22 protein-coding genes are annotated in these 22553 nt (G+C 71.1%); 5 read left to right on the top strand and 17 right to left on the bottom strand.

Features of this window, described 5'->3' with window-relative positions; all coding sequences use genetic code 11:
- Positions 1 to 44: 44 nt before the first annotated feature.
- Positions 45 to 1187, bottom strand: a complete 1143-nt coding sequence (locus SALPAC2_RS0104310) for an acyl-CoA dehydrogenase family protein (protein ID WP_018215412.1) — start codon at positions 1185 to 1187, stop codon at positions 45 to 47.
- A gap of 170 nt (positions 1188 to 1357) precedes the next feature.
- On the opposite strand from SALPAC2_RS0104310, the gene SALPAC2_RS0104305 reads away from it, so the two are divergent.
- The gene (locus SALPAC2_RS0104305; RefSeq protein ID WP_018215411.1) at positions 1358 to 2275 is read left to right on the top strand and encodes a 5'-3' exonuclease; all 918 of its coding nucleotides are present in this window, start codon (positions 1358 to 1360) and stop codon (positions 2273 to 2275) included.
- Between the two features lie 103 nt (positions 2276 to 2378).
- Here the strand turns inward: SALPAC2_RS0104305 and SALPAC2_RS0104300 are convergent, their stop codons facing one another.
- Positions 2379 to 5147: a DEAD/DEAH box helicase gene (locus tag SALPAC2_RS0104300; RefSeq protein WP_018215410.1), complete on the bottom strand. Its 2769-nt coding sequence runs from the start codon at positions 5145 to 5147 to the stop codon at positions 2379 to 2381.
- A gap of 88 nt (positions 5148 to 5235) precedes the next feature.
- Here SALPAC2_RS0104300 and SALPAC2_RS0104295 point away from each other — a divergent pair, with 88 nt between their 5' ends.
- The gene (locus SALPAC2_RS0104295; RefSeq protein ID WP_026184406.1) at positions 5236 to 5997 is read left to right on the top strand and encodes an HAD family hydrolase; all 762 of its coding nucleotides are present in this window, start codon (positions 5236 to 5238) and stop codon (positions 5995 to 5997) included.
- Positions 5998 to 6004: 7 nt separating this feature from the next.
- Here SALPAC2_RS0104295 and SALPAC2_RS0104290 read toward each other — a convergent pair whose 3' ends face one another.
- The 6 genes from SALPAC2_RS0104290 to SALPAC2_RS0104265 form a co-directional block, all read right to left on the bottom strand.
- Positions 6005 to 6925, bottom strand: coding sequence for a diacylglycerol kinase family protein (locus tag SALPAC2_RS0104290; RefSeq protein ID WP_026184405.1), 921 nt, complete (start codon positions 6923 to 6925; stop codon positions 6005 to 6007).
- A 78-nt stretch (positions 6926 to 7003) separates the two neighbouring features.
- Complete coding sequence (tatC, locus tag SALPAC2_RS0104285; RefSeq protein ID WP_026184404.1) at positions 7004 to 7954, bottom strand: twin-arginine translocase subunit TatC; 951 nt, start codon at positions 7952 to 7954, stop codon at positions 7004 to 7006.
- A gap of 18 nt (positions 7955 to 7972) precedes the next feature.
- Positions 7973 to 8278, bottom strand: a complete 306-nt coding sequence (gene tatA, locus SALPAC2_RS0104280; RefSeq protein WP_018215406.1) for a Sec-independent protein translocase subunit TatA — start codon at positions 8276 to 8278, stop codon at positions 7973 to 7975.
- 200 nt (positions 8279 to 8478) lie between these two features.
- Positions 8479 to 8727, bottom strand: a complete 249-nt coding sequence (locus SALPAC2_RS0104275; protein WP_018215405.1) for a hypothetical protein — start codon at positions 8725 to 8727, stop codon at positions 8479 to 8481.
- A 10-nt stretch (positions 8728 to 8737) separates the two neighbouring features.
- The gene (locus SALPAC2_RS0104270; RefSeq protein ID WP_018215404.1) at positions 8738 to 9775 is read right to left on the bottom strand and encodes a helix-turn-helix transcriptional regulator; all 1038 of its coding nucleotides are present in this window, start codon (positions 9773 to 9775) and stop codon (positions 8738 to 8740) included.
- Positions 9772 to 10764: a helix-turn-helix transcriptional regulator gene (locus SALPAC2_RS0104265; protein WP_018215403.1), complete on the bottom strand. Its 993-nt coding sequence runs from the start codon at positions 10762 to 10764 to the stop codon at positions 9772 to 9774. The genes SALPAC2_RS0104270 and SALPAC2_RS0104265 overlap by 4 nt, the downstream gene beginning before the upstream one ends.
- Before the next feature lie 143 nt (positions 10765 to 10907).
- Between SALPAC2_RS0104265 and SALPAC2_RS0104260 the strand changes: the two genes are divergently transcribed.
- On the top strand, positions 10908 to 11993 hold the full coding sequence (locus tag SALPAC2_RS0104260; RefSeq protein ID WP_026184403.1) for a DUF3866 family protein: 1086 nt from the start codon (positions 10908 to 10910) through the stop codon (positions 11991 to 11993).
- Positions 11994 to 12000: 7 nt separating this feature from the next.
- On the opposite strand, the gene SALPAC2_RS0104255 is transcribed toward SALPAC2_RS0104260, so the two are convergent.
- Positions 12001 to 12186 carry a hypothetical protein gene (locus tag SALPAC2_RS0104255; RefSeq protein WP_018215401.1) on the bottom strand — a complete coding sequence of 62 codons (186 nt, stop codon included), beginning with the start codon at positions 12184 to 12186 and terminating at the stop codon, positions 12001 to 12003.
- Between the two features lie 54 nt (positions 12187 to 12240).
- On the bottom strand, positions 12241 to 13599 hold the full coding sequence (gene pafA, locus SALPAC2_RS0104250) for a Pup--protein ligase (RefSeq protein WP_018215400.1): 1359 nt from the start codon (positions 13597 to 13599) through the stop codon (positions 12241 to 12243).
- Between the two features lie 115 nt (positions 13600 to 13714).
- Here pafA and rfbB point away from each other — a divergent pair, with 115 nt between their 5' ends.
- Positions 13715 to 14689, top strand: coding sequence for a dTDP-glucose 4,6-dehydratase (gene rfbB, locus SALPAC2_RS0104245; protein WP_018215399.1), 975 nt, complete (start codon positions 13715 to 13717; stop codon positions 14687 to 14689).
- A gap of 28 nt (positions 14690 to 14717) precedes the next feature.
- Here rfbB and prcA read toward each other — a convergent pair whose 3' ends face one another.
- From prcA to arc, 5 genes are all read right to left on the bottom strand, one after another.
- Entirely contained in the window at positions 14718 to 15494 is a 777-nt protein-coding gene (prcA, locus tag SALPAC2_RS0104240) for a proteasome subunit alpha (protein WP_026184402.1), read from the bottom strand.
- A 53-nt stretch (positions 15495 to 15547) separates the two neighbouring features.
- Positions 15548 to 16387 carry a proteasome subunit beta gene (prcB, locus tag SALPAC2_RS0104235; RefSeq protein ID WP_018215397.1) on the bottom strand — a complete coding sequence of 280 codons (840 nt, stop codon included), beginning with the start codon at positions 16385 to 16387 and terminating at the stop codon, positions 15548 to 15550.
- A gap of 150 nt (positions 16388 to 16537) precedes the next feature.
- Complete coding sequence (locus tag SALPAC2_RS0104230) at positions 16538 to 16753, bottom strand: ubiquitin-like protein Pup (protein WP_018215396.1); 216 nt, start codon at positions 16751 to 16753, stop codon at positions 16538 to 16540.
- A gap of 104 nt (positions 16754 to 16857) precedes the next feature.
- Complete coding sequence (dop, locus tag SALPAC2_RS0104225) at positions 16858 to 18375, bottom strand: depupylase/deamidase Dop (RefSeq protein WP_033661769.1); 1518 nt, start codon at positions 18373 to 18375, stop codon at positions 16858 to 16860.
- Positions 18376 to 18546: 171 nt separating this feature from the next.
- Entirely contained in the window at positions 18547 to 20328 is a 1782-nt protein-coding gene (gene arc / locus SALPAC2_RS0104220; protein ID WP_018215394.1) for a proteasome ATPase, read from the bottom strand.
- A 172-nt stretch (positions 20329 to 20500) separates the two neighbouring features.
- Here arc and SALPAC2_RS0104215 point away from each other — a divergent pair, with 172 nt between their 5' ends.
- Positions 20501 to 20794: a ferredoxin gene (locus SALPAC2_RS0104215; RefSeq protein WP_018215393.1), complete on the top strand. Its 294-nt coding sequence runs from the start codon at positions 20501 to 20503 to the stop codon at positions 20792 to 20794.
- Between the two features lie 144 nt (positions 20795 to 20938).
- Here SALPAC2_RS0104215 and SALPAC2_RS0104210 read toward each other — a convergent pair whose 3' ends face one another.
- Together SALPAC2_RS0104210 and SALPAC2_RS0104205 are read right to left on the bottom strand one after the other, a co-directional pair.
- Positions 20939 to 21511, bottom strand: coding sequence for a hypothetical protein (locus SALPAC2_RS0104210; RefSeq protein WP_018215392.1), 573 nt, complete (start codon positions 21509 to 21511; stop codon positions 20939 to 20941).
- 81 nt (positions 21512 to 21592) lie between these two features.
- Positions 21593 to 22549 carry a tRNA (adenine-N1)-methyltransferase gene (locus SALPAC2_RS0104205; RefSeq protein ID WP_026184401.1) on the bottom strand — a complete coding sequence of 319 codons (957 nt, stop codon included), beginning with the start codon at positions 22547 to 22549 and terminating at the stop codon, positions 21593 to 21595.
- Positions 22550 to 22553 lie beyond the last annotated feature (4 nt).

The following is a 22553-nucleotide window of genomic DNA, read 5'->3' as shown; positions in this document are numbered from 1 at the left end:
TGGGTCACCAGAACAACGCGGCGGCCGCGGGTCCGCCCCCTCCGTCAGCCCTTCGCCAGCGCCCGGGAGATCACCATACGCTGGATCTGGTTGGTCCCCTCAACAATCTGCAGCACCTTCGCCTCGCGCATGTACCGCTCCACGGGGTGATCAGCGACGTAGCCCGCACCGCCCAGCACCTGCACCGCGTCGGTGGTCACCCGCATGGCCATATCGGTGGCGAACAGCTTCGCCTTCGCCGCCTCGATCGAGTACGGCCGACCGGCGTCGCGCAGCCGGGCCGCCGCAAGCATCAGGGCCCGGGCCGCCGAGATCTGGGTGGCGGCATCAGCGAGCAGGAATCCCAGCCCCTGGAAGTCGACGATCGCCCGGCCGAACTGCTGCCGCTCCCGGGCATAGCCGACCGCGTAGTCCAGCGCCGCCTGGGCCAGGCCAACCGCGCAGGCCGCGATCCCCAGCCGGCCCGAGTCCAGCGCGGACATCGCGATGCCGAAGCCCCTGCCCTCCCCGCCGATCAGCCGCTCCGCCGGCACCCGCGTCCCATCGAAGACGACCTGCGCCACCGGAGAAGCGTGCAGCCCCATCGTGCGCTCCGGCAGCTGCGGCTCGATCCCAGGCAGGTTCCGGTCCGCGAGCAGGCAGGAGATGCCCGACGCCCCGGCACCGCCGGTACGGCAGAAGATGTTGTAGAAATCCGCCACGTGGGCGTGCGTGATCCACGCCTTCGTGCCGGAGACGACGTACTCCTCGCCGTCGAGGACGGCCCGGGTGGTCAGACTCGCGGCATCCGAACCGCCCTGCGGCTCGGAGAGACAGTACGCGCCCAGCAACTCCCCACCGATCAGCTCGGGCAGCAGCTTCCGCTGCTGCGCCGTGCCGTACTCGGCGAGTGGGAAGCAGGACAGGGTGTGGACGCTGATCGCCTCGGCGGCCGCGAGCCAGCGGCTGGCCAGGATCTCCAACACCTGCAGGTACACCTCGTACGGCTGGGCGGCGCCGCCGTACTCCTCCGCGTACGGCAGGCCGAGCAGGCCCGACCGACCCAGGGTGCGCAGCACCTCCCGGGGGAACTCGGCGCGCTCCTCGTGGTCGGCGGCCTTCGGCGCGAGCTCCCGGTCGGCGAGTTCGGTGGCCAGGTCCAGCAGGTCGTGGGCCTCGTCGGTGGGGAGGATCCGGTCGACAGTCATGGGTTGATGAGCTCCGTGGGGGGTGGGGTTGAGCCGTCGCGCCCACCAGCTTAACGGTCGTTCGGCTCGCCCCACCGCCGCGGCACCGGAACGCGCAGCGGAGGTCATCGGCCGGTCCCCCGCTGCCCACATCCACGCCGATGTCGGTGCGGTGTGCCAGGCTGTCCCGCATGCCAGCCCCGCTGATGCTCGTGGACGCGCCCAGCCTCTACTTCCGGGCATACTTCGGCATTCCGGAGTCCGCCGCGGTCGGGCCCGACGGCCAACCGGTCAACGCGGTCCGCGGCTTCCTCGACATGTTGGCGAGCCTGGTCCGCACCCGCCGGCCGGGCCGGATGGTGTGCGCGATGGACCACGACTGGCGACCCCAGTGGCGGGTGGCCCTCCTGCCGTCGTACAAGGCGCACCGGGTGGCGCCGGAGGGGGGTGAGGTGGTTCCCGACACGCTGGGTCCGCAGGTCCCGGTGATGCTCGACGTGCTCGACGCGCTCGGCGTAACCACCGTCGGCGCCACCGGCTACGAGGCTGACGACGTGCTCGGCACCCTCTCGGTCACCCAGCCGGGCCCGGTCGAGGTGGTCTCCGGCGACCGCGACCTGTTCCAGCTGGTCGATGACGCCCGGCGGGTGCGGCTGCTCTATGTCGGGCGGGGGGTGGCGAAGCTGGCAGACTGCGACGACGCTGCCGTCCAGGCCCGATACGGGGTGCCCGCCGCCCGCTACGCCGACTTCGCCGCGCTGCGCGGTGACCCCAGCGACGGTCTGCCGGGGGTTCCCGGCGTCGGTGAGAAGACCGCGGCCCGGCTCGTTGACCGGTACGGCGACATCGCCGGTGTGCTCGCCGCCCTGGACGATCCGGCTGCCGGTTTCGCGCCGGGGCTACGGGCGAAACTCAGCGCCGCGCGGGAGTACCTGGCCGTCGCCCCGACGGTGGTCCGGGTCGCCCTCGATGTGCCGCTGCCCGCCCTGCCCACCGACCTGCCGGCCGCACCGGCTGACCCCGATCGGCTGCTCGACCTCGCCGAGCGGTGGAACCTAGCCGGCGCCGTCCGGCGCCTGGTTGACGCCCTGGCCCACCGCGCGGACTGACCGCCGTCGCCAGCCGTCCCCGGCGCGCGGTGCCGGGGACGGTGCGGTGCGGTGCGGGGGGGGTGCGGTGCGGGGGGTGCGGTGCCGGACGAGAGGTGACTCGTCAGGCGGTGGCCTGGTAGGAGAGCACCCCGCGGTTCACCGCGACGATGGCCTGCCGCGCGGTGCTACGCAGCTCGGAAGAGGCGCCGCCGGACTCGGCCAGTTGGCCGAGCAGGTCCACCACCTGCCGGGCCCAGCGGACGAAGTCGCCGGCCGGCATCTCGCCGTCGATGTGGCCGCTGACGAGAACCTTCGCGAGTGGCTCACCACGGGCCCAGCGGTAGACCGGCCAGGCGAAGCCGAGATCCGGCTCCCGGGTCACGGTCAGCCCCTGTGCCGCCTCGTCGGCCTCGATCTCCCCCCACAGCTTCAACGTCTCGTCAACCGCCGTCGCCACCGCGCCCCGCGGCAGCGACGCGCGCTCGTCAACGTCCCGGCGGGCCTCGAAGACCACCACCGACACCGCCGCCGCCAACTCGGCCGGGCTGAGCCCATTCCACACGCCACGACGCAGGCACTCGGCGACCAGCAGATCCGCCTCCGTCCAGATCCGGCTCAACATCCGACCGGCGTCGGTGACGCCCCCGTCGACGGCCAGGTAGCCGCGGGCCGTCAACAGCGCCACGATCCGGTCGAAGGTGCGGGCCAGGGAACCGGTCCGGCCGGTCACCCGCTGCCGCAGCTCCTCGGTGTCCTTCTCCAGCCGGCGGCGACGCTCCGCCCAACGGGCGTGCTCCTCCCGTTCCGGGCAGGCGTGGCACGGATGGCGGCGCAGCTCGGCGCGGAGCTGCACCAGCCGGTCGTCCTCCCCGCCACCGCGCCGCGACCGGCCACCCCGCCGGCTGCCGTGCCGGTTCAGCCCGGTGCCGCTGACCGCGGCGGCCAGGTCCCGGCGCGCGGCCGGGGAGCGGTGGTTGAAGTGTTTGGGCACCCGAATCCGGGTGAGCACCTCCGCCGGGGTGGTGAAGTCACCCGGGCCCACCCGGCCCGCCCAACGGTCCTGGGTCAGCACCAACGGACGGGGCTCCCCGAAGCCGGCGGCCGCCGGGTCCAGCACCACCGCAAGGCCAGCGCGCCGGCCGGACGGCACCCGGATCACGTCGCCGACCCGCAGCCGCTCCAGCGAGACGATCGCCGCCGCCTTCCGCTGGCTCTGCCCCTGCCGGGCCAACTCCCGCTCCCGGTCGGCGATCGCCACCCGGATCGCGAAGTAGGCGTCGAAGTCACCGTGCTGGCAGGCCGCCTCCACGCCGTACGCCTGGACCGTCTCGGTGTTGCGCTGCACCTGCCGCGCCAGCCCGACCACCGACCGGTCCGCCTGGAACTGCGCGAACGAGGATTCCAGCAACGCCCGGGCCGGCTCCGCGCCCACGCTGCCGACGAGGTTGACGGCCATGTTGTACGACGGCCGGAAACTCGACCGCAGCGGGTACGTACGGGTGGATGCCAAGCCAGCCACGTGCCGCGGGTCGGTCTCCGGGGACCAGACCACCACCGCGTGCCCCTCCACGTCGATACCACGGCGGCCCGCCCTGCCGGTGAGCTGCGTGTACTCGCCGGGCGTCAGGTCCACGTGCGCCTCGCCGTTGTACTTGACCAGGCGCTCCAACACCACGCAGCGGGCCGGCATGTTGATGCCCAGCGCGAGGGTCTCGGTGGCGAACACCGCCTTCACCAGCCCGCGGACGAACAGCTCCTCGACGACCTCCTTGAACGCCGGCAGCATGCCGGCGTGGTGCGCGGCGAGGCCCCGCTCCAACCCGTCCAGCCAGTCCCAGTAGCCGAGCACCGACAGGTCCTCGCCCGGGATGGTGGTGATCCGACTCTCCACCACCCGACGGATCTCGGCCCGCTCCTCCGGTCCGGTGAGCCGCAGCCCGGCGGCGAGACACTGCTGCACCGCCGCGTCACAGCCGGCACGGCTGAAGATGAACAGGATCGCCGGCAGCAGCCCCTCGCGGTCCAGCCGGTCGACGATGTCCGGGCGCATCGGCCCCCGCCAGCGCGGCCCACGCCGACCCCCCGGGCCGCCACCGCGCCCGTCCCCCAACTCGAGGCGGCGCAGCGTGTCCCGGGTGTAGCGCAGCAACTCCGGATGCACATCGTGCTTGCGCGCGGCGTCGGCGTCGTGGAACAGGTCGAACATCCGCCGGCCAACCAGCATGTGTTGCCACAACGGCACCGGCCGGTGCTCGCTGACCACGACCTCGGTCTCGCCGCGCACCGTGACCAGCCAGTCGGCGAACTCCTCCGCGTTGGACACCGTCGCCGACAGCGACACCAGCGTGACCGAGGCGGGCAGGTGGATGATCACCTCCTCCCACACCCCGCCGCGGAACCGGTCGGCGAGGTAGTGCACCTCGTCCATCACCACGTACGCCAGCCCCTGCAGCGTCGCCGAGCCGGCGTAGAGCATGTTGCGCAGTACCTCGGTGGTCATCACCACCACCGGCGCATCACCGTTGATGGCGTTGTCCCCGGTGAGCAACCCGACCTGGTCGGCGCCGTGCCGGTCAACGAGATCGTGGTACTTCTGATTCGACAACGCCTTGATCGGCGTGGTGTAGAAGCACTTGCGGCGCCCCGCGTCAGCCGAGGTCCCGCCCCGCAGCGCCAGGTGGACGGCGAACTCACCGACGACCGTCTTGCCGGCGCCGGTGGGGGCGCAGACCAGGACGCCGCTGCCGCGCTCCAACGCCTGGCAGGCCTCCCGCTGAAAGTCGTCGAGGTCGACGCCGAGGTCGAGGGCGAACTCGTCCAACGCCGGGGACAGGGGGGCCTGTGCGGCCCGGCGGCGTGCCGCGGCGTACCGCTCGGCGGGGCTCGACATGGGACCAAGATTAGTGCGTGCCGCGCCGGTGCGCCCCACGAGGCCGTCCCGTCCGGAGCCGTCCGGGGCGGTCGGTAGGGTGCACGGCGTGCCGGACCGTACCGAACCCGCTCAGACAACCGCCCCGGGTCGTGCTGTTTCCCCGACGGCATCCCGCCGTCCCGTGGAGGCGGTGCTCTTCGATTTCCACGGGACGCTCGCGCAGGTGGAGGAGGCTACCGCCTGGGTGACCGCGGCGGCTGCCAGCTGTGGAACCGCGCTGGACCGAATCCGCGCCACCGCCCTCGCCGACCGGCTGGTCACCGCCGGCCGGGCCGGGGGGCCACTGCCCCCGCGGGTCCCGCCCGCGCTGGCCGAGCTCTGGGCCGACCGGGACCTGTACCCGCATGCGCACCGCGGCGCGTACACCGGACTCGCGGCGACGGTCGACGCCGGGATCGACGGGCTCGCCGACGCGCTCTACGAGCGGTTGCTGGTGCCCCAGGGGTGGGTGCCGTACCCGGATACGGCCCCCACCCTGGCCGCGCTGCGCGCCGCCGGGGTACGGGTGGGTGTGGTCAGCAACATCGGTTTCGACATCCGGCCGCTCTTTGCCGCCTGGGGGCTCGCCGACCTGGTGGACGGGTACGTGCTGTCGTACGAGGTGGGGCGCTGCAAGCCCGACCCGGGTATCTTCCTGCACGCCTGCGGGACGCTGGCCGTTGACCCGGAACGGGTGCTCATGGTTGGGGACACCCCCGCCGACGCGGGCGCGGTGGCGGCCGGCTGCGCGGTGCTGGTGCTCCCGCCCGGCGAGGCGGGCCGGCCGAACGGGCTCGGCGCGGTGCTGGACTTGGCGGTGCCGGGCTGACCGGCGATCAGCGCAGCAGCCGTACCGCCGCCGGGGCCGCGGTGACCGTCACCGGCAGTTCGGCCACCGGCTCCCCGTCGGCGTAACCGGTGATGCCCGCGGCGGCCACCTCCACCGTCCGGGCCCGGAAGCTGCGCACCAGCGGGTGGTCAACGTGCGTCCCCGGGTAGATGCGGCGTTTGATCCGCAGCAGCGTACGCCGGTTGAACCGCCCGCCGACCACGACGTCGAGCAGCCCGTCGGTCGGGTCGGCGGCGGGGCAGATCCGCATCCCACCGCCGTAGCGGGCGCAGTTGCCGATCGCCACCAGCACGGCGTCCAGCTCGTGGGTCACCCCATCGAGGCGCAACGTGTAACGGCGGGGCCGCAGCCGGGCCAGCTCCACCAGGATCGCCAGGTCATAGCGGCGCGGGCCACGGGGCCACCGCATCCGGTTGGCCCGCTCGTTGATGATCGCGTCGATGCCGGCGGCGAGCACCGCCCCGTACCACCGCTGCGTGCCATCGGCCGCAGTGGTACGAGCCAGGTCGATCGGATGGGAGCGGCCGTGCCGTAGCGCGGCGGCGATCACGTCCGCTGCGGCGAGGGGGTCGGCCGGGAAGCCGGTGTCGCCGGCGAAGTCGTTCCCGGTCCCCGCCGGCACCACCCCGAACGGCACCGCAGTGCCCGCCACCGCCTGTAGCGCCAGGTGCGCGGTCCCGTCACCGCCGACCGCGACCAGCGCTACCGCGCCGTCTGCGACCGCCGCGCGACAGGCCGCCTGAGCCTCCGCCGGAGTCCCCGCCGCGAGCACCCGCACCGGATGACCGCCGGCCGCCAGTCGGTGCACCACAGTGGGCAGCAGCCCGCGATGGCGCCCCCGGCCGGCGCTCGGGTTGGCCAGGACAGCGACTGGACGACCGGTACCGGAAAAATCGACTGCGGTCACGGCGTGCACCGTACCGGGACGGGACCGGTGCCGCACCCCCACCCGACGCCGCGGGCGGGCAGGGGCACCAGCGTCAGGTCATGTCATGTCGTCGTAGCGGCGCTCGATCGGCGTAGGCTTGGCGACCGGCTCCGGCTCCGCGACGGACTCCGGCGCCCCAACTGGGGCGCTCGCCTCGACCGGGTCAGTCCCCTCCGCCAGCGGCGACGCCTCGTCGTCGGCGACGTCGGCGTAGGTCTCCTTGCCCCGGCCCCGACGCTTGTCGTTGAGGAACGCGACACCGACGGCCGCGAAGTAGAGGGCACACAGGCACAACGCCAACGCGGTCATACCGAACGGGTCGGGCGTGGGCGTGACCACCGCCGCGAAGGCGAAGAACACGAACACCGCCACTCGCCACCAGCCCAGCAACCGCTTCGCGCTGGCCACACCGACGAAGTTGAGCATCAACACGATCAGTGGGAACTCGAACGCCACCCCGAACAGCAGGATCAGGTTGGTGACGAACGAGATGTACCGGGTGATGTCGAGGGTGGTGTTGATCTCGGGGCCGGAGACCTGCAGCAGGAACTCCAGGCCCTTGGAGGTCACGAAGTACGCCAGCACCGCGCCAGCGGCGAACAGCGGCGCGGCGAGCGCGGTGAAGGCGTACGCGTAGCGCCGTTCGTGCTTGTGCAGGCCGGGGGCGATGAAGGCCCACAGCTGGTACAACCACACCGGCGCGGCGAGGATCAGCCCCACCCACAGACCGATCTTGAGGTTGAGCAGGAACAGGTCGGCGGGACCGAGCTGCACGAAGTCACAGGTGCCGTCGGTGGTCTGCGCCTGGGGAAGCTCGCAGTAGGGCCGCTGCAGGACGCCGCGCACCGGCCCGGCGAGCCAAAGGCCGACGCCGAAGCCAATCAGGATCGCCAGCGACGCCTTGAACAGCCGGTTACGCAGCTCACGGACGTGCTCGACCAGCGTCATCGAGCCTTCCGAGGCCCGTTGGAAACTGCTCGGGCCGCCTTTACGGAGGGCGAAGGCCACGGTGGTCGGGCCCCTCGATCAGTTGTCGCGGGTGCGCTGCACCGGGTCAACGACCGGCTGCTGCTGCGGCGGGGCCGGATAGGTCGGCTGCTGGGGGTACGGCTGCCCCTGCTGCACCTGCGGCGGCAGGGGCTGGTGGCCAGCCTGGGCGTCGGCCTTCTCGGCCAGGTCACGGTCGTCGTCGTGCAGGCTCTTCGTCTCGGCCTTGATGATCCGCAGCGAACGGCCCAGCGAGCGGGCCGCGTCGGGGAGCCGCTTCGCGCCGAAGAGCAGGATCAGCACGACCACGAGTACGGCGATGTGCCACGGCCTTAGGGCACCCATGGGAAGCTCCGGTCTCTCGGTGTCGGGCAGGTGGTGTCGCAGCCATCGTACGTGCGTCCGGCAGCGTTGCCACCCGCTGGGTGCTACGGGACCATGCCGGCTGGGTGAAGTCTAGGCCAACCGTGGATGTCCCCGGCACGCTGCTTCGTCCCGACCCGGACCACCGTGGGCAGCGCGGGCCACCGTGGGCGGCGCGGTTGCTACCTGCCGTGGCGGGACCGGACCGTGGCGGCCCGGTGCTGGACGGTCGTCAGCTGTTCCTGCAGCCCCTCGGCCCGTGCCTGCAGCGCCACCGCGGTCGTCTGGAGCGCCGCGGCCTCATCCGCGTGCCGTTGCAACGCCACCGCCGCCCGCCGCAGCCGAGGCAACCGGGTCAACACCGGACGCACGGCCAGCCCGAGCAGCACGAACGGGAGCAGCACCAGCGCGACCACGATCCACATCACCACGGCGCCCAGCCTACTGGCCCTTCCCCGCGGCCGCCGCGTCGGCCACTGCGCCCGGTGGCGGGTCGGCCACTGCGCCCGGTGGCGGGGTCGCGTACGCCGAAAGGGCCGCGGTCGCCGCGGCATGCACCTGTGCGGCCAGCTCCGCCGGCGCCACCACGGTGACCTCCGGGCCCAGGCCCAACACGAAGCGGCGGGCCCAGCCCAGGTCGGTGACCCGGAGCGAGACCAGCCACTCGCCGTCACCCGGCTCGACCCGCTCACACGGGTAGTACTCGGTGATCCACCGCTCGCTCCGACCGATTCGCAGGGTGACCAGCGGCAGATCCGCCGTGGGCCGGAACGCACCGCCGCTGAGGTCGTGCGGCACCGCCTGCGCCGGCACCCGCGCCGGCTCGTCCGACCGGGTCACCGCGTCGATCCGGTCGACCCGGAACATCCGCATCCCCTCCGCCCGGCGGCACCAGGCCTCCAGGTACGCCTGACCGCCGATGACGAGCATTCGCAGGGGGTCGACGGTCCGCTCGATCGTCTCGTCCCGGGCCACCGAGTAGTAGGTGATCCGCAACGCCCGGCCGCTCTCCACCGCCGCCCGCAGCTCCGCCACCCGATGGTTGTCCGCCGGCAGCCGTACCGCGACCGGGGTGCCCAGCCGGTCACCCGCGGCATTTTCGATTTTGACCAGAGCCCGCTCCACCGCTTCCCGGTTGGCCACCCCCGGCGTCTCCGCCAGCATGCGCAACGCCACGACCAGCGCGAGGGCCTCGTCGGGAGTCAGCCGCAACGGCCGATCAATACCGGCGTCGTAGGTGATCGTCACCCGGTCGCCGTCGAAGGCCATGTCGATCAGATCCCCCGGGCCGTAGCCCGGCAGCCCGCACACCCAGAGCAGCTCCAGATCCTCCCGCAGCTGCCGCTCGGTCACCCCCAGGTCACCCGCCGCCTCGGCGATCTCGATGCCGGGCCGGGCCAACAGGAAGGGCACCAGGTTGAGCAGCCGGGCCAACCGGTCCGCGGAGGTACGGGACCCGGGCCGGGCCGACCCGGTCATCGAGCACTCCCCGCAACGACGTCGTGGCGCGCGGCGGTTTCCTTGAGTCGCTGGATGACCGCCTCCCGCACCTCCGGTGGATCGAGCACCCGCACGTCCGGGCCGTAGCCGACGAGCTGACCGGCGAGCGCCTCCGGATCCGCGTACGGCAGGACGAGCTGGTCACCGGTGGAGCCCGAGGTCGTCTCCACCGCCCACCGGCGCAGCCCGGCAGCCCGGTTGGGCGCGACGAGCACCCGGGCGCGGCCGGTGCGCTCCACCGGACCGGACGAGCGGGCGACGTAGCTGATCAGGTCCACCTCGGCCGGCGGCTCGTACGCCCCCGACTGGCCCACCGTCCGAACCGCCCCCACCACCCGGGAGAGGCGGAAACAGCGGGCCGCGGCCCGATCCAGGTCGTGCCCCACCACATACCACCGGCCCCGCCAGCAGACCACCCCCCACGGCTGCAGTCGGCGGGCAGACGGCTCGTCCCGGTCCGGCACCCGGTAGTCGAAGGCCACCTCGCGGCGGTCCCGGGCCGCCGCGGTCAGCGGCGCGAAGGCCGGATCGACGGTCACCATCGGCTCCAGGCCGAGCGTGGCCTGTGGGTCCACGTCAACGCCGGCCGCGCGTAGCTTCGCCAACCCGGACGACGCGGCGGCGGCCAGCCCAGCGTGCTGCCACAGCCGGGCGGCGATGCCGACCGCCGCGGCCTCGTCCGGCTCGAGCGGGATCTCGGGCAACGCATACTGCCGGCGGGCGATGCGATAGCCCGGCTCGAGGTCGAAGGCGCTGGCCGTCCCGGTCTCCAGCGGGACACCGAGCTCGCGCAGCTCGGCCTTGTCCCGCTCAAACTTACGTTGGAACGCCTCGTGGTCCCGCACGTCGTGTGGATCATGCTGGTAGCCGGGCACGGTCGCGGCGATCTGCACGGCGGTCAGGAACCGTCGCGTGGACAGAAGACAGATCACCAGGTTGACCAGGCGTTCGGTACGGGTCCGCGACACGCTATGACGCTAGCAGCCAACGCTGCGAACAAATGTACCTATCACGCCGCGCGTCTTGCCCCGGCCGGTCACCGGGACCGGTCCGGCGGCCCCGGGCACCCCGGACGCCGGGCCCACCCGGCTCGACCGCTAGCGTCGCGCGCATGGTGCGATGGCGGTCGGGAACGGTAACGGAAATCCGACGGGAATGGAACGGCGCGGTCGAGTTGGCCGTCACCCTCCCCGACGACTCGACGATGCGCGCGCTGGCCTACCCCGAGTTGGTGGGTCAACCACGCGTCGGCGATCGGGTGCTGCTCAACGTCGGCGCCCTGCTGATGGGTCTCGGCACCGGCGGCTACGCCCTGGTCGTGGCCCTGCCGGACCGGCTGCCACCGGACCCGCCCGCAGCGGCGGACAATCGGGCCGGGGGCCACCTGGTCAAAGCCCGCTACACCCCGTTGCAGCCGATCCTGCTCGGCGTTGACGAGGAGGCGTCCCCGCACCGGGCGGCCCTGGCCGACGCCGACGACCTGGGCGGCCTGCCCGTGGTCACCGCCGACCTGCACTCCGCTCTCCCGGCGGTACTCGCCGGGATCCGCACCGACGCACCCGACGCACGGGTGGCGTACCTGCTCACCGATGGGGGCGCGCTGCCGGCCTGGTTCTCCCGCACCCTGGCCGGGCTCCGCGGACACCTCGCCGGCACGATCAGTGTGGGGCAGGCATTCGGCGGCGACCTGGAGGCGAGCACCCTGCACTCCGGCCTACTCGCCGCGCGGCACGTGCTCCACGCCGACCTGGCCGTCGTCGCCCAGGGGCCCGGCAACCTCGGTACCGGTACCCGCTGGGGTTTCTCCGGGGTGGCGGTCGGCGAGGCGGTCAACGCGATCGCCGCACTGGGCGGGCGGCCGGTCGGGTCCCTCCGCATCTCCGCCGCGGACCCCCGCCCCCGACACCAGGGCGTCTCGCACCACAGCCTGACCGCGTACGGTCGGGTAGCCCTGGCCCCCGCCGAGTTGGTCGTGCCGGACCAACTCGACCCGACGCTGGCCGCAGCGGTCGAGGCGGCTCTGGCCCCGCTCACCGCCCGGCACCAGGTGCGCCGGGTGCCGGTGACCGGCCTCGACGCCGCGCTGCGGGCCAGCCCGGTGGCGCTGTCGACGATGGGTCGCGGCCTGGATGCGGACCACGCTTACTTCCTCGCCGCCGCGGCGGCCGGACGGTACGCCGCGCGGCTCGCCCGCTGACCGCCGCTCAGGCCATCATCACCAGGGCGGCCAAACCCGCCACCATCGCGGCCAGGGCGAGCGCCAGCACCCAGGTGGGCACCGTGTACTCGCCGCGGCGGTTTCGCTCGATCTCGGCACGAATCTTCTGGCGGCGGCGCTCGGTCCAGCTCTGCTTCTCGGAGCCGGAGCCGCCCGGAGGACTTGGCATCATGGCGTGGCCAGCCTACCCCGCAACCGCCGGGCAGGCTCACCGCGCCCGCCACGCTCACATGCTGGCGATCAGCCGCTCCACCCGCTCGTCGTACGCCCGGAAGGGGTCCTTGCACAACACGGTGCGCTGCGCCTGGTCGTTGAGCTTCAGGTGCACCCAGTCAACCGTGAAGTCCCGCCGCTTCTCCTGGGCGTGCCGGATGAACTCGCCCCGCAGTCTCGCCCGGGTGGTCTGCGGCGGCGTCTCCTTCGCCTCGAAGATCTCCGGATCGGTCGCCGCCCGGTCCACCTGGCCCCGCCGTTCCAGCAAGCCGTACAGGCCCCGGCCGCGACGGAGGTCGTGGTAGGCGAGATCCATCTGCGCCACCCGCGGATGCGACAACGGCAGGTCATGCTTGCGTTGATACCGCTCGATCAGACGTAGCTTGGTCACCCAGTCGATCTCCCGGGCCACCGGCTCCAGATCACCGGTCTCCACCGCCCGCAGCACCCGGCCCCAGAGCTCCACCACCCGCTTCGCTGTCTGATCGCCGCCGCGCCGCTCGACAAACTCCGTGGCCTTCGCCAGATATTCCTGCTGGATCTCCAGCGCGCTGATCTCCTTCCCGGAAGCCAGCCGGACCTTCCGCCGCCCGGTGATGTCGTGCGACACCTCGCGGATCGCGCGGATCGGATTCTCCAGCGTCAGGTCCCGTATCACCACCCCGGACTCGATCATCCGGAGCACGATGTCCGCGGCGCCCACCTTCAGCAGGGTGGTGACCTCGTTCATGTTCGAATCGCCGACGATCACGTGCAGTCGGCGGTACCGCTCCGCGTCCGCGTGCGGCTCGTCCCGGGTGTTGATGATCGGCCGGCTCCGGGTGGTCGCCGACGAAACCCCCTCCCAGATGTGCTCGGCCCGCTGCGACAGGCAGTAGACAGCCCCCCGCGGCGTCTGGAGGACCTTCCCCGCACCACAGATCAACTGCCGGGTGACCAGGAACGGGATCAACACATCCGCCAACCGGCCGAACTCGCCGTGCCGGGAGACGAGGAAGTTCTCGTGGCACCCGTACGAGTTCCCGGCCGAATCGGTGTTGTTCTTGAACAGGTAGATCTCACCCGCGATGCCCTCGTCGTGCAGCCGCTTCTCCGCGTCGACGAGCAGTCCCTCCAGGATCCGCTCGCCCGCGCGGTCGTGCGCCACCAGATCGGCCACCGAGTCGCACTCCGGCGTCGCGTACTCCGGATGCGAGCCGACATCCAGGTACAGCCGGGCGCCGTTGCGCAGGAAGACATTGCTCGACCGGCCCCACGACACCACCCGCCGGAACAGGTACCGCGCGACCTCGTCGGGGGACAACCGGCGCTGCCCACGATAGGTGCAGGTGACGCCGTACTCGGTCTCGAGGCCGAAGATTCGCCGCTCCATGATGAGACACTAGCCGCACAAGGCGACATCTGGGCAGTGCTCACCACACCCGTCCCCGCCGGCTCGGGGCCGACTGTGGCCCGCGCCGCCCCGACCCCGGGGTACGGTGCAAGCCGTGAGGATCCTCGTCACTGGCGGGGCCGGCTTCATCGGTTCAGCGTATGTGCGCCGGCTACTCCGCGACACCGAACCGGTTCCGCGGCCAGACCGGGTAACCGTGCTCGACTCGTTCACGTACGCCGGAACCGAAGGCAGCCTCGCCCCCGTCTGGGACGACCCCCGCCTGCACGTCGTCCGCGGCGACGTACGCGACGTGAAGCTGGTGGACGCCACCGTCGCCGGACACGATGTCATCGTCCACTTCGCCGCCGAATCCCACGTGGACCGTTCCATCCACAGCGCCAGCCCGTTCGTCAGCACCAACGTGGGCGGCACCGGTGTCCTCCTCGACGCCGCCCTGCGGCACCGGACCGGACGGTTTCTCCACGTCTCCACCGACGAGGTGTACGGCTCCATCGACCAGGGCTCGTGGCCCCCCTCAGCGCCGCTGAACCCCAGCTCCCCGTACTCGGCCAGCAAAGCCGCCGCCGACCTGCTCGCCCTCTCCTACCACCGCACCCACGGGCTGGACGTGGTCATCACCCGGGGCGCCAACAACTACGGCCCTTTTCAGCACCCCGAGAAGCTGATCCCGCGCTTCGTCACCAACCTTATCGATGGGCACAACCTGCCGCTGTACGGTGACGGCGGTGACATCCGGGACTGGCTACACGTGGAGGACCACTGCACCGGCATCGCGCTGGCGCAGCGGGACGGCCAGGCCGGAATGGTGTACCACCTCGGCGGGGGCACTGCCCTGACCAACCGGGAACTGACCGGCGCGCTGCTCACCACGTTCAACGTCGGCTGGGATCGGGTGACACCGGTAACCGACCGAAAGGGCCACGACCGCCGGTACGCCCTCGACACCACCACGACAAGGCGCGATCTCGGCTGGGAACCCACCGTCGACTTCGATCAGGGTTTGGCCGCCACCATCGACTGGTACCGGGAGAACCGGGCTTGGTGGGAGCCGCTGATCGAGGCGTGAACGGCCGCAGTCGGTGGCCCTGGCTGGCCTAGGAATCGGGGCGTTCCGCCGCCTCGGTCGAGTCCGCCGCCTCGGTCGAGGCTTCCGCCGATGCGGCCGCGGCCTCGCTATCGTCGAGCAGCGCGGCCAACGCCGCGCCGGTTACCCGCCGGAAGGTCCGTCCGGCCCGGCCGCGGTCCAGGATGGCGACCTCCAACTGGTCGGCCGCGATCGTGCGGGCGGCCCCGCCCTCCCCGCCGACGCTACCCAGGGCCTGCACCGCCACCTTGACCGCGTCCCCCAGCGACATGTCCGGCCGGTGGTTCGACTTCAGCACCCCAGCGATCGCCTCGGTCTGACCACCCATCGCCATCCGGCCGGGCTCATCGTTGACAGAGCCGTCGTAGGTCAGCCGGTACAGCTCGTCCTCCGCCGCCGTTGCCCCGACCTGGGCGACACAGATCTCCACCTCGAACGGCTTGGACTGCTCGGTGAAAATCGCCCCGAGCGTCTGCGCGAACGCGTTGGCGAGCGCCCGCCCGGTCACGTCCCGCCGGTCGTAGCTCAGACCGTTCAGGTCAGCCATCCGCACACCCGCCCGCCGCAGGTTCTCGAACTCGTTGTACCGGCCCACAGCGGCGAAGCCGATCCGATCGTAGATCTCACCGACCTTGTGCAGGGCGCTGGAGAGGTTCTCCGCGACGAAGAGCACCCCGCCGGCGTAACTCAGGACCACCGCGCTGCGCCCGCGGGCGATGCCCTTGCGGGCCAGCTCGGAGCGGTCGCGCATGATCTGCTCGGGCGAGGCGTAGAACTGCATGGCCACGATAGAAGTCTCCTAACGGCCTTGTGCTGGTCGATGGGGGTCGGGTAGCGGACTCAGCCGCCCGGATTCTCCATCCGGCCGGCGACCACACTCTCGGCGATCGCCGCCGTCTCCGCCTCGGTGAGTCGGTGCGTGCCCTCCGCCGTGGCGGACATCACCACCGGATAGATCCGCCGGGTCAGGTCCGGCCCGCCAGTGGCGGTGTCGTCGTCAGCCGCGTCGTACAGGGCCTCCACGGCCAGGCGCACCGCATCGTCAACGGAGAGCCCGTACCGGAACCGCTTCTTCAGCGCCGACTTGGCGAACAACGAGCCGGAGCCGACCGCGTCGTAACCGACCTCCTCGTAAGGACCGCCGGTCACGTCGAAGCTGAAGATCCGACCGGCCTTCGCCGGGTCGGTCGCGGCCAGGTCGAACCCGGCGAAGAGCGGGACCACCGCCAGCCCCTGCATCGCCGCGCCGAGGTTGCCCCGCACCATCGCGGCCAACCGGTTGGCCTTACCGTCGAGCGAGAGCATCGCGCCCTCGATCTTCTCGTAGTGCTCCAGCTCGACCCGGAAGAGTCGGATCAGCTCGATCCCGATTCCGGCGGCGCCCGCCATGCCCACCAGGGAGTACGCGTCCGCCGGAAACACCTTCTCGATGTCCCGCTGGGCGATCAGGTTGCCCATGGTCGCGCGGCGGTCACCCGCCAGCACGACCCCACCGGCGGCGGCGATGGCGATGATGGTGGTGGCGTGCGGCGTCAGGTCCGTGGCCATCCCGGGCGGCAGCGGCCGTCGTCCGGGCAGCAACTCCGGCGCCGCCTGGCTCAGGAACGCGGAGAAGGAGGACGTTCCCGCGTTGGTGAAGAGATCCGGAAGACGCCCGGATGGGTCGAAAGCCGCTGCCACGTGGTTCCTCTCAGGTACGTGATCGTCCTGGTCGGTCTGCCCCGGATCTCTCCGGAACCAGCCAGGACCACCGTTGCGGTTAAGGCAGGGTATCCCGCACCCTTCCGGCGCGGTGATCGTGTCCAGGTGGTGGCGACTCCCGCCCGATGCCTATTCGCCACCCTTCTGCACGTAGCCCCGGACGAACTCCTCGGCGTTCTCCTCGAGGACGGAGTCGATCTCGTCGAGTAGGTCGTCCACGTCCTCGGTGATCTCGGCGTGTCGCTCGGCGGCCTCCGCGCTCGCCTCCGTCGTGACGTCCTCGATCTCCTCGCTCTGCTGGGACCGGTTGGTCTGCGACTGCCCACCGCTGTCACGGCTCGCCATGGCTGCCTCCTCCACGATCGTCTGCGACGAACTTACCTCGCGCGGACGACGAAATGGCCCGTCGCGCGCCAGTCACGTGATCCCGGGCCAGCACGTGGGACGGCTCAACCACCGGTGAGCGTCTCCAGCAGGTCCTTGGCGCTCTCGCAGCGGTCAAAGAGCGCACCGACGTGCGCCCGGGTGCCGCGCTCCGGCTCCATCATCGGCACCCGCACCAGCGACTCCCGGCCCACGTCGAAGATGACCGAATCCCAACTCGCCGCAACCACCTCAGAGGCGAACTGGGCGAGGCAGCGACCCCGGAAGTAGGCCCGGGTATCCTCCGGCGGCTCGGTCATCGCTACCTGGGCCGTTTCCGGGGGCAGCAGCGTCCTCATCGCGCCCCGTGACACCAACCGGTGGTAGAGCCCCTTCTCCGGGCGAACATCGGAGTACTGCAGGTCGACCAACTGCAGCTTGGACGCCCCCCAGCCGAGCTTCTCCCGCTCCCGGTAGCCCTCCAGCAACCGCAGCTTCGCCACCCAGTCGAGCTCGTCGGCGCAGAGGAAGACGTCCCGGCCCAGGCGGTCCAGCACGCTCTCCCAGCGGTCCAGCACGTCGGCGGTCTGCTCGTCCACGTCACTGCCGTACCGGTCGTCCACGAAGGAGCGCACCCGCTCGTAGTAGGCCCACTGGACATCCAACGCGGTGAGCCGCCGCCCGTCCCGCAGCCGCATGAGGTGGCCGAGGGAGGGGTCATGGCTGACCGCACGGAGCTCGCTGACCGGGTCCGCGATGCCGAGGTCGGGGACGAGCGCCTTCTCCTCGATCATGGTGAGGATCAGCGCGGTCGTGCCGACCTTGAGGTACGTGGAGATCTCCGACAGGTTGGCGTCGCCGATGATGACGTGCAGCCGGCGGTACTTGTCGGCATCGGCGTGCGGCTCGTCCCGCGTGTTGATGATGGGCCGCTTGAGCGTGGTCTCCAGCCCCACCTCGACCTCGAAGAAGTCGGCGCGCTGGGAGATCTGGAAGCCGCTCTGCCCGCCGTCCTGGCCGAGGCCGACCCGCCCGGCCCCGGCGACGATCTGCCGGGTGACAAAGAACGGAGTCAGATACGTGACGATGTCGGCGAAAGGGGTCTGCCGCCGCATCAGGTAGTTCTCGTGGGCGCCGTAACTGGCACCCTTGTTGTCGGTGTTGTTCTTGTACAGGTGAATGGGGTGGGTACCGGGGATGGTGGCGGCACGTCGGGCCGCCTCGGCCATCACCAGCTCTCCCGCCTTGTCCCAGCGCACCAGGTCCCGCGGCGTGGTCACCTCGGGAGTGGAGTACTCCGGATGGGCATGGTCCACGTAGAGCCGGGCACCGTTGGTGAGGATCACGTTGGCCAGGCCGAGATCCTCGTCGGCGAGGGCCTCGGCCGGGTCGTACGCGGCACCGGAATAGGTGAAGCCGCGGGCGTCGCGCAGCGGCGACTCCTCCTCGTAGTCCCAGCGAGCGCGTCCCCCGCGGTTGAGCTCGGGGCGCGCCCCGTAGGCATTGACCACCTGCGAGGAGGTGACCATCGGGTTGGCCCCGGCCTGACTGGGAACGGAGATGCCGTACTCGACCTCGGTGCCCATGATCCGTCTAACGCTCATCAACCTACCCGCTTCACTCGCCCCGACCGATCCCTTCGTCGAGAGTAGTCGGCACCGCGCCCGATCGTGACACGGCGGTGCGGAGCAATTACCCAGCGAACGTTACGGGCCCGGGTCCAGCAAGGTTACGGGCCCGGGTCCAACCACGACCCGGGCCCGTGTCCTTCGTCGTCAGAGATACTGGCCGGTGTTACTGGCGGTCTCGATGGACCGGCCCGCATCGGCGCCCTTGCCGCCGGAGACGAGCGTACGGATGTAGACGATCCGCTCGCCCTTCTTCCCGGAGATGCGCGCCCAGTCGTCGGGGTTGGTGGTGTTGGGTAGGTCCTCGTTCTCCCGGAACTCATCAACGCAGGCGTCGAGGAGGTGTTGCAGTCGCAGGCCCTTTCGGGCCGAGGTGAGGAACTCCTTGATGGCCATCTTCTTGCCCCGGTCCACGATGTTCTGGATCATCGCCCCGGAGTTGAAGTCCTTGAAGTAGAGGACATCCTTGTCGCCGTTGGCGTAGGTGACCTCGAGGAAGCGGTTCTCCTCGGTCTCCGAGTACATCCGCAGAACGACCGCGTCGATCATTGCCGCCACGGTGGCCTGCGGATCGCTGCCGTGCTCGGCCAGGTCGTCCGGGTGCAGGGGCAGGCCGGGGAGAATGTACTTGGAGAAGATATCCTTCGCCGCCTCGGCATCCGGCCGCTCGATCTTGATCTTGACGTCGAGCCGACCCGGTCGCAGGATCGCCGGATCGATCATGTCCTCCCGGTTGGAGGCGCCGATGACGATGACGTTTTCCAGGCCCTCCACCCCATCGATCTCGCTGAGTAGCTGCGGGACGATGGTGTTCTCCACATCCGACGAGACACCGGAACCCCGGGTACGGAACACGGAGTCCATCTCGTCGAAGAACACGATCACCGGTGTGCCCTCGCCGGCCTTCTCCCGGGCCCGCTGGAAGACCAGCCGGATGTGCCGCTCGGTCTCGCCGACGTACTTGTTGAGCAACTCCGGGCCCTTGATGTTGAGGAAGTAGCTGGTGTGCTTCTCCTCGCCACGTCGCTCGGCGATCTTCTTCGCCAGCGAGTTGGCCACCGCCTTGGCGATCAGCGTCTTGCCACAGCCCGGCGGTCCGTAGAGCAGGATGCCCTTCGGTGGCCGAAGCTGGTGCTCACGGAACAGGTCGGCGTGCAGGAACGGCAGCTCCACCGCATCGCGAATCTGCTCGATCTGCGCGTGCAGGCCGCCGATGTCGGTGTAGTCGACATCCGGCACCTCCTCCAGGACCAGCTCCTCGACCTCACTCTTCGGAATCCGCTCATAGGCGTACGCCGAGCGCGGCTCGATCATGAGGGAGTCACCCGCCCGAATCGGGGCGTCGATCAACGTCTCCGCGAGGTGCACGACGCGCTCCTCGTCTGAGTGGGAGACCACGAGAGCACGGTCGCCGGGAGCGCCGTCCGGCCCGGCGAGCACCTCCTTGAGCATGACCACCTCACCGGCCCGCTCATAACCGAACGCGTCAACGATGTTGAGCGCATCGTTGAGCAGCACCTCCTGCCCCCGGCGCAGCTCTGCGACCTCCAGAGACGGTGAGACGGCTACCCGGAGCTTGCGGCCACCGGTGAACACATCCACCGTGCCATCTTCGTGTCGCGCCAGGAAGACCCCGTAGCCGCTCGGCGGCTGGGCGAGTCGGTCGATCTCCTCCTTGAGCGTCACGATCTGCGCCCGTGCCTCCTTGAGAGTGCTCACGAGCCGCTCATTGTTCTCGGTCAGCCGCGCCAGTTGCGCCTGGGCGGCCGCCAGCCGCTCTTCGAGCTGCCGGACCTGTCGGGGGCTTTCGGTCAACTTACGCCGCACCAGAGCGAGTTCCTCTTGCAGGAACGCGACCTGCGTGGAGAGATCGTGGGCCTCCTTCTCCCACCGTGCGGCGCGCGAGTCCACGTCGTCGCTGCGTGCCACGTCCCACCTCCCCGGGGCTTGAACGTTCTGCCCTAACACTAGCCGCTATGAGGCCGATTCGGTCCCATGCGACACCCTCGTCACCGAACCTTGATCGCTCCGGGTGGGCCCGGGAACACATCCGACGGTTCGGGTACCGTCAAGGCGAACGACGGACGAACCTGGGGGAACGGTGATCGAGGTCGCGACGGACCAGCTACAGGTCTGGGTGGACCAGGACCTGTGCACGGGCGATGGGCTCTGCGTCCAGTACGCGCCAGAGGTCTTCGAGTTCGACATCGACGGACTCGCCTACGTCAAAGGGCCGGACGGTGAGCTGGTGCAGGCCCCGGGCGGCCGGGTGGAGGTGCCGGAACACCTCCGCCTTGAGGTCATCGACTCGGCGAAGGAATGCCCGGGCGAGTGCATCCACGTGCTCCGTGCCGGCGACGGCACGCCAGTCGCCGGCCCGGAAGCCGAAGACTGATCGCCGAGGCCGGCGGATTGACCGACACCCCCGGGCCCGGCACCACCGCCGCGGTCGGCGCCGCTGCCGGGGGTGGTGCTGCCGCACCCGAGTAGCTCCCACCGCACGCGGGCGCGGTCCGGCCCTCAGCCGAGTGGGTGCTGCTCAGTGCAGTGGCCGACCGACGGCCGAGGCGACCAATCGGGCGAACTCCTCAAGGCGGGCAATCTGCCCGGCGCCGCCGTCGTCCAGGGTCTTGCCGAAGCGCAACGCGTCATGCCGGGGAGCGCCGGCCCCCTCCTCGCCCGACGGCACCTCGTCCAATGACCTTAACAACAGGTAAACATCGATGCCGTCCACCCGCACGGTCCCGTCGTCGGCGCGGGTGAGTCGCCGCCGGCAGCCGACCTCGGTGACCGAGGAGACCGGAACCACCCGCAGCGAAGAGGTCATCGAGCCAGGTGGGCCGTCTCCGGGCGGGATGTCCTCGCCGTGCCACAGGACCAGGCGGCCGCCATCACAGATGACCACTTCCTGCCAGACGCCGTTGACCTCGTTGACGAACCGCTCCAGGGTGAAGCCGAGCACGGAGGCGCCGCGGAGCACCCCGCCGAGAGCCTCCAGGGCCACATCCGGGTCGCGCAGATAGGCGCGTGCCGCGGACTCGAGGTCCCGATACGGCGACCAGTCCGGAAACACCGCTGGCACCTCACCGCCGCCCAGGCCCGGCCGTTTCATTCCGCCTCCCCGCACCACCGGTCCACGCCGGTCGGCCGCTGTTGCGTCATTCCCCGCCGTCCTGCTCGACCGTCATGACCGTCATCCCTCCTGCGCCGACTCGGCCTGGGCGGCCGCCGCCTCCCGCAGCGCCGCACGGCGTTGCGCGTAGGCCTCCATCCCCTTGCTGGGCTTGCGCCGGCGAGGTGGGGCGGTAACCCCCGGGGCGAGCTTACGCGCCGACACCAGGAACGCGGTGTGCGCGATCATGCGGTGGTCGGGCCGAACGGCCAACCCCTCCGCGTGCCAGTCCCGGACCAGGGACTCCCAGGCCCGCGGCTCCGTCCAGCCACCCCGCTCCCGCAGCGCCTCCACCAGCTCGGAGAGCTGCGGGGTGGTGGCGACGTACCCGATCAGCACCCCGCCGGGCACCAGGGCCCGCTCGACCATGTCGAGCTTCTCCCAGGGGGTGAGCATGTCCAGGATGACCCGGTCGAAGCCGGTCTCCGGATTCGCCGCCACGTCCCCGACCCGCAGCCGCCAGGCCGGGTGCGGGCCGCCGAAGAACGCCTCGACGTTCCGTCGGGCGATCTGGGCGAAGTCGTCGCGCACCTCCCACGAGTGCAGCTCTCCGGTGGGGCCGACGGCCCGCAGGAGGGAGCAGCTCAGCGCGCCGGACCCGGCCCCCGCCTCCAGCACCCGCGCGCCGGGGAAGACGTCACCCATCGCGACGATCTGGGCCGAGTCCTTCGGGTAGATCACCTGGGCGCCGCGCGGCATCGACAGGACGTAGTCGGCGAGCAGCGGGCGCAGAGCCAGGAACGCCGTACCACCGCCGGCGGTGCTGACGACGCTGCCGTCGGGCTGACCGATCAGGGCGTCGTGGTGCAGGATGCCGCGGTGGGTGTGGAACTCCTTGCCCGGCTCGAGGGTGACGGTGTGCATTCGACCCTTCGGGTCGGTCAACTGCACCCGGTCACCGGGCGCAAACGGCCCCCGGCGCGCTGGAGGCGGTGCGGGGACGTGCTGGTCGGGCGCGTCGGAGGGCGGTGCGGTCACGTGT

The sequence above is a fragment of the Salinispora vitiensis genome (assembly GCF_000378825.1).
Lineage (GTDB): Bacteria > Actinomycetota > Actinomycetes > Mycobacteriales > Micromonosporaceae > Micromonospora > Micromonospora vitiensis.
This window is presented reverse-complemented; position numbering and strand designations above follow the sequence as displayed.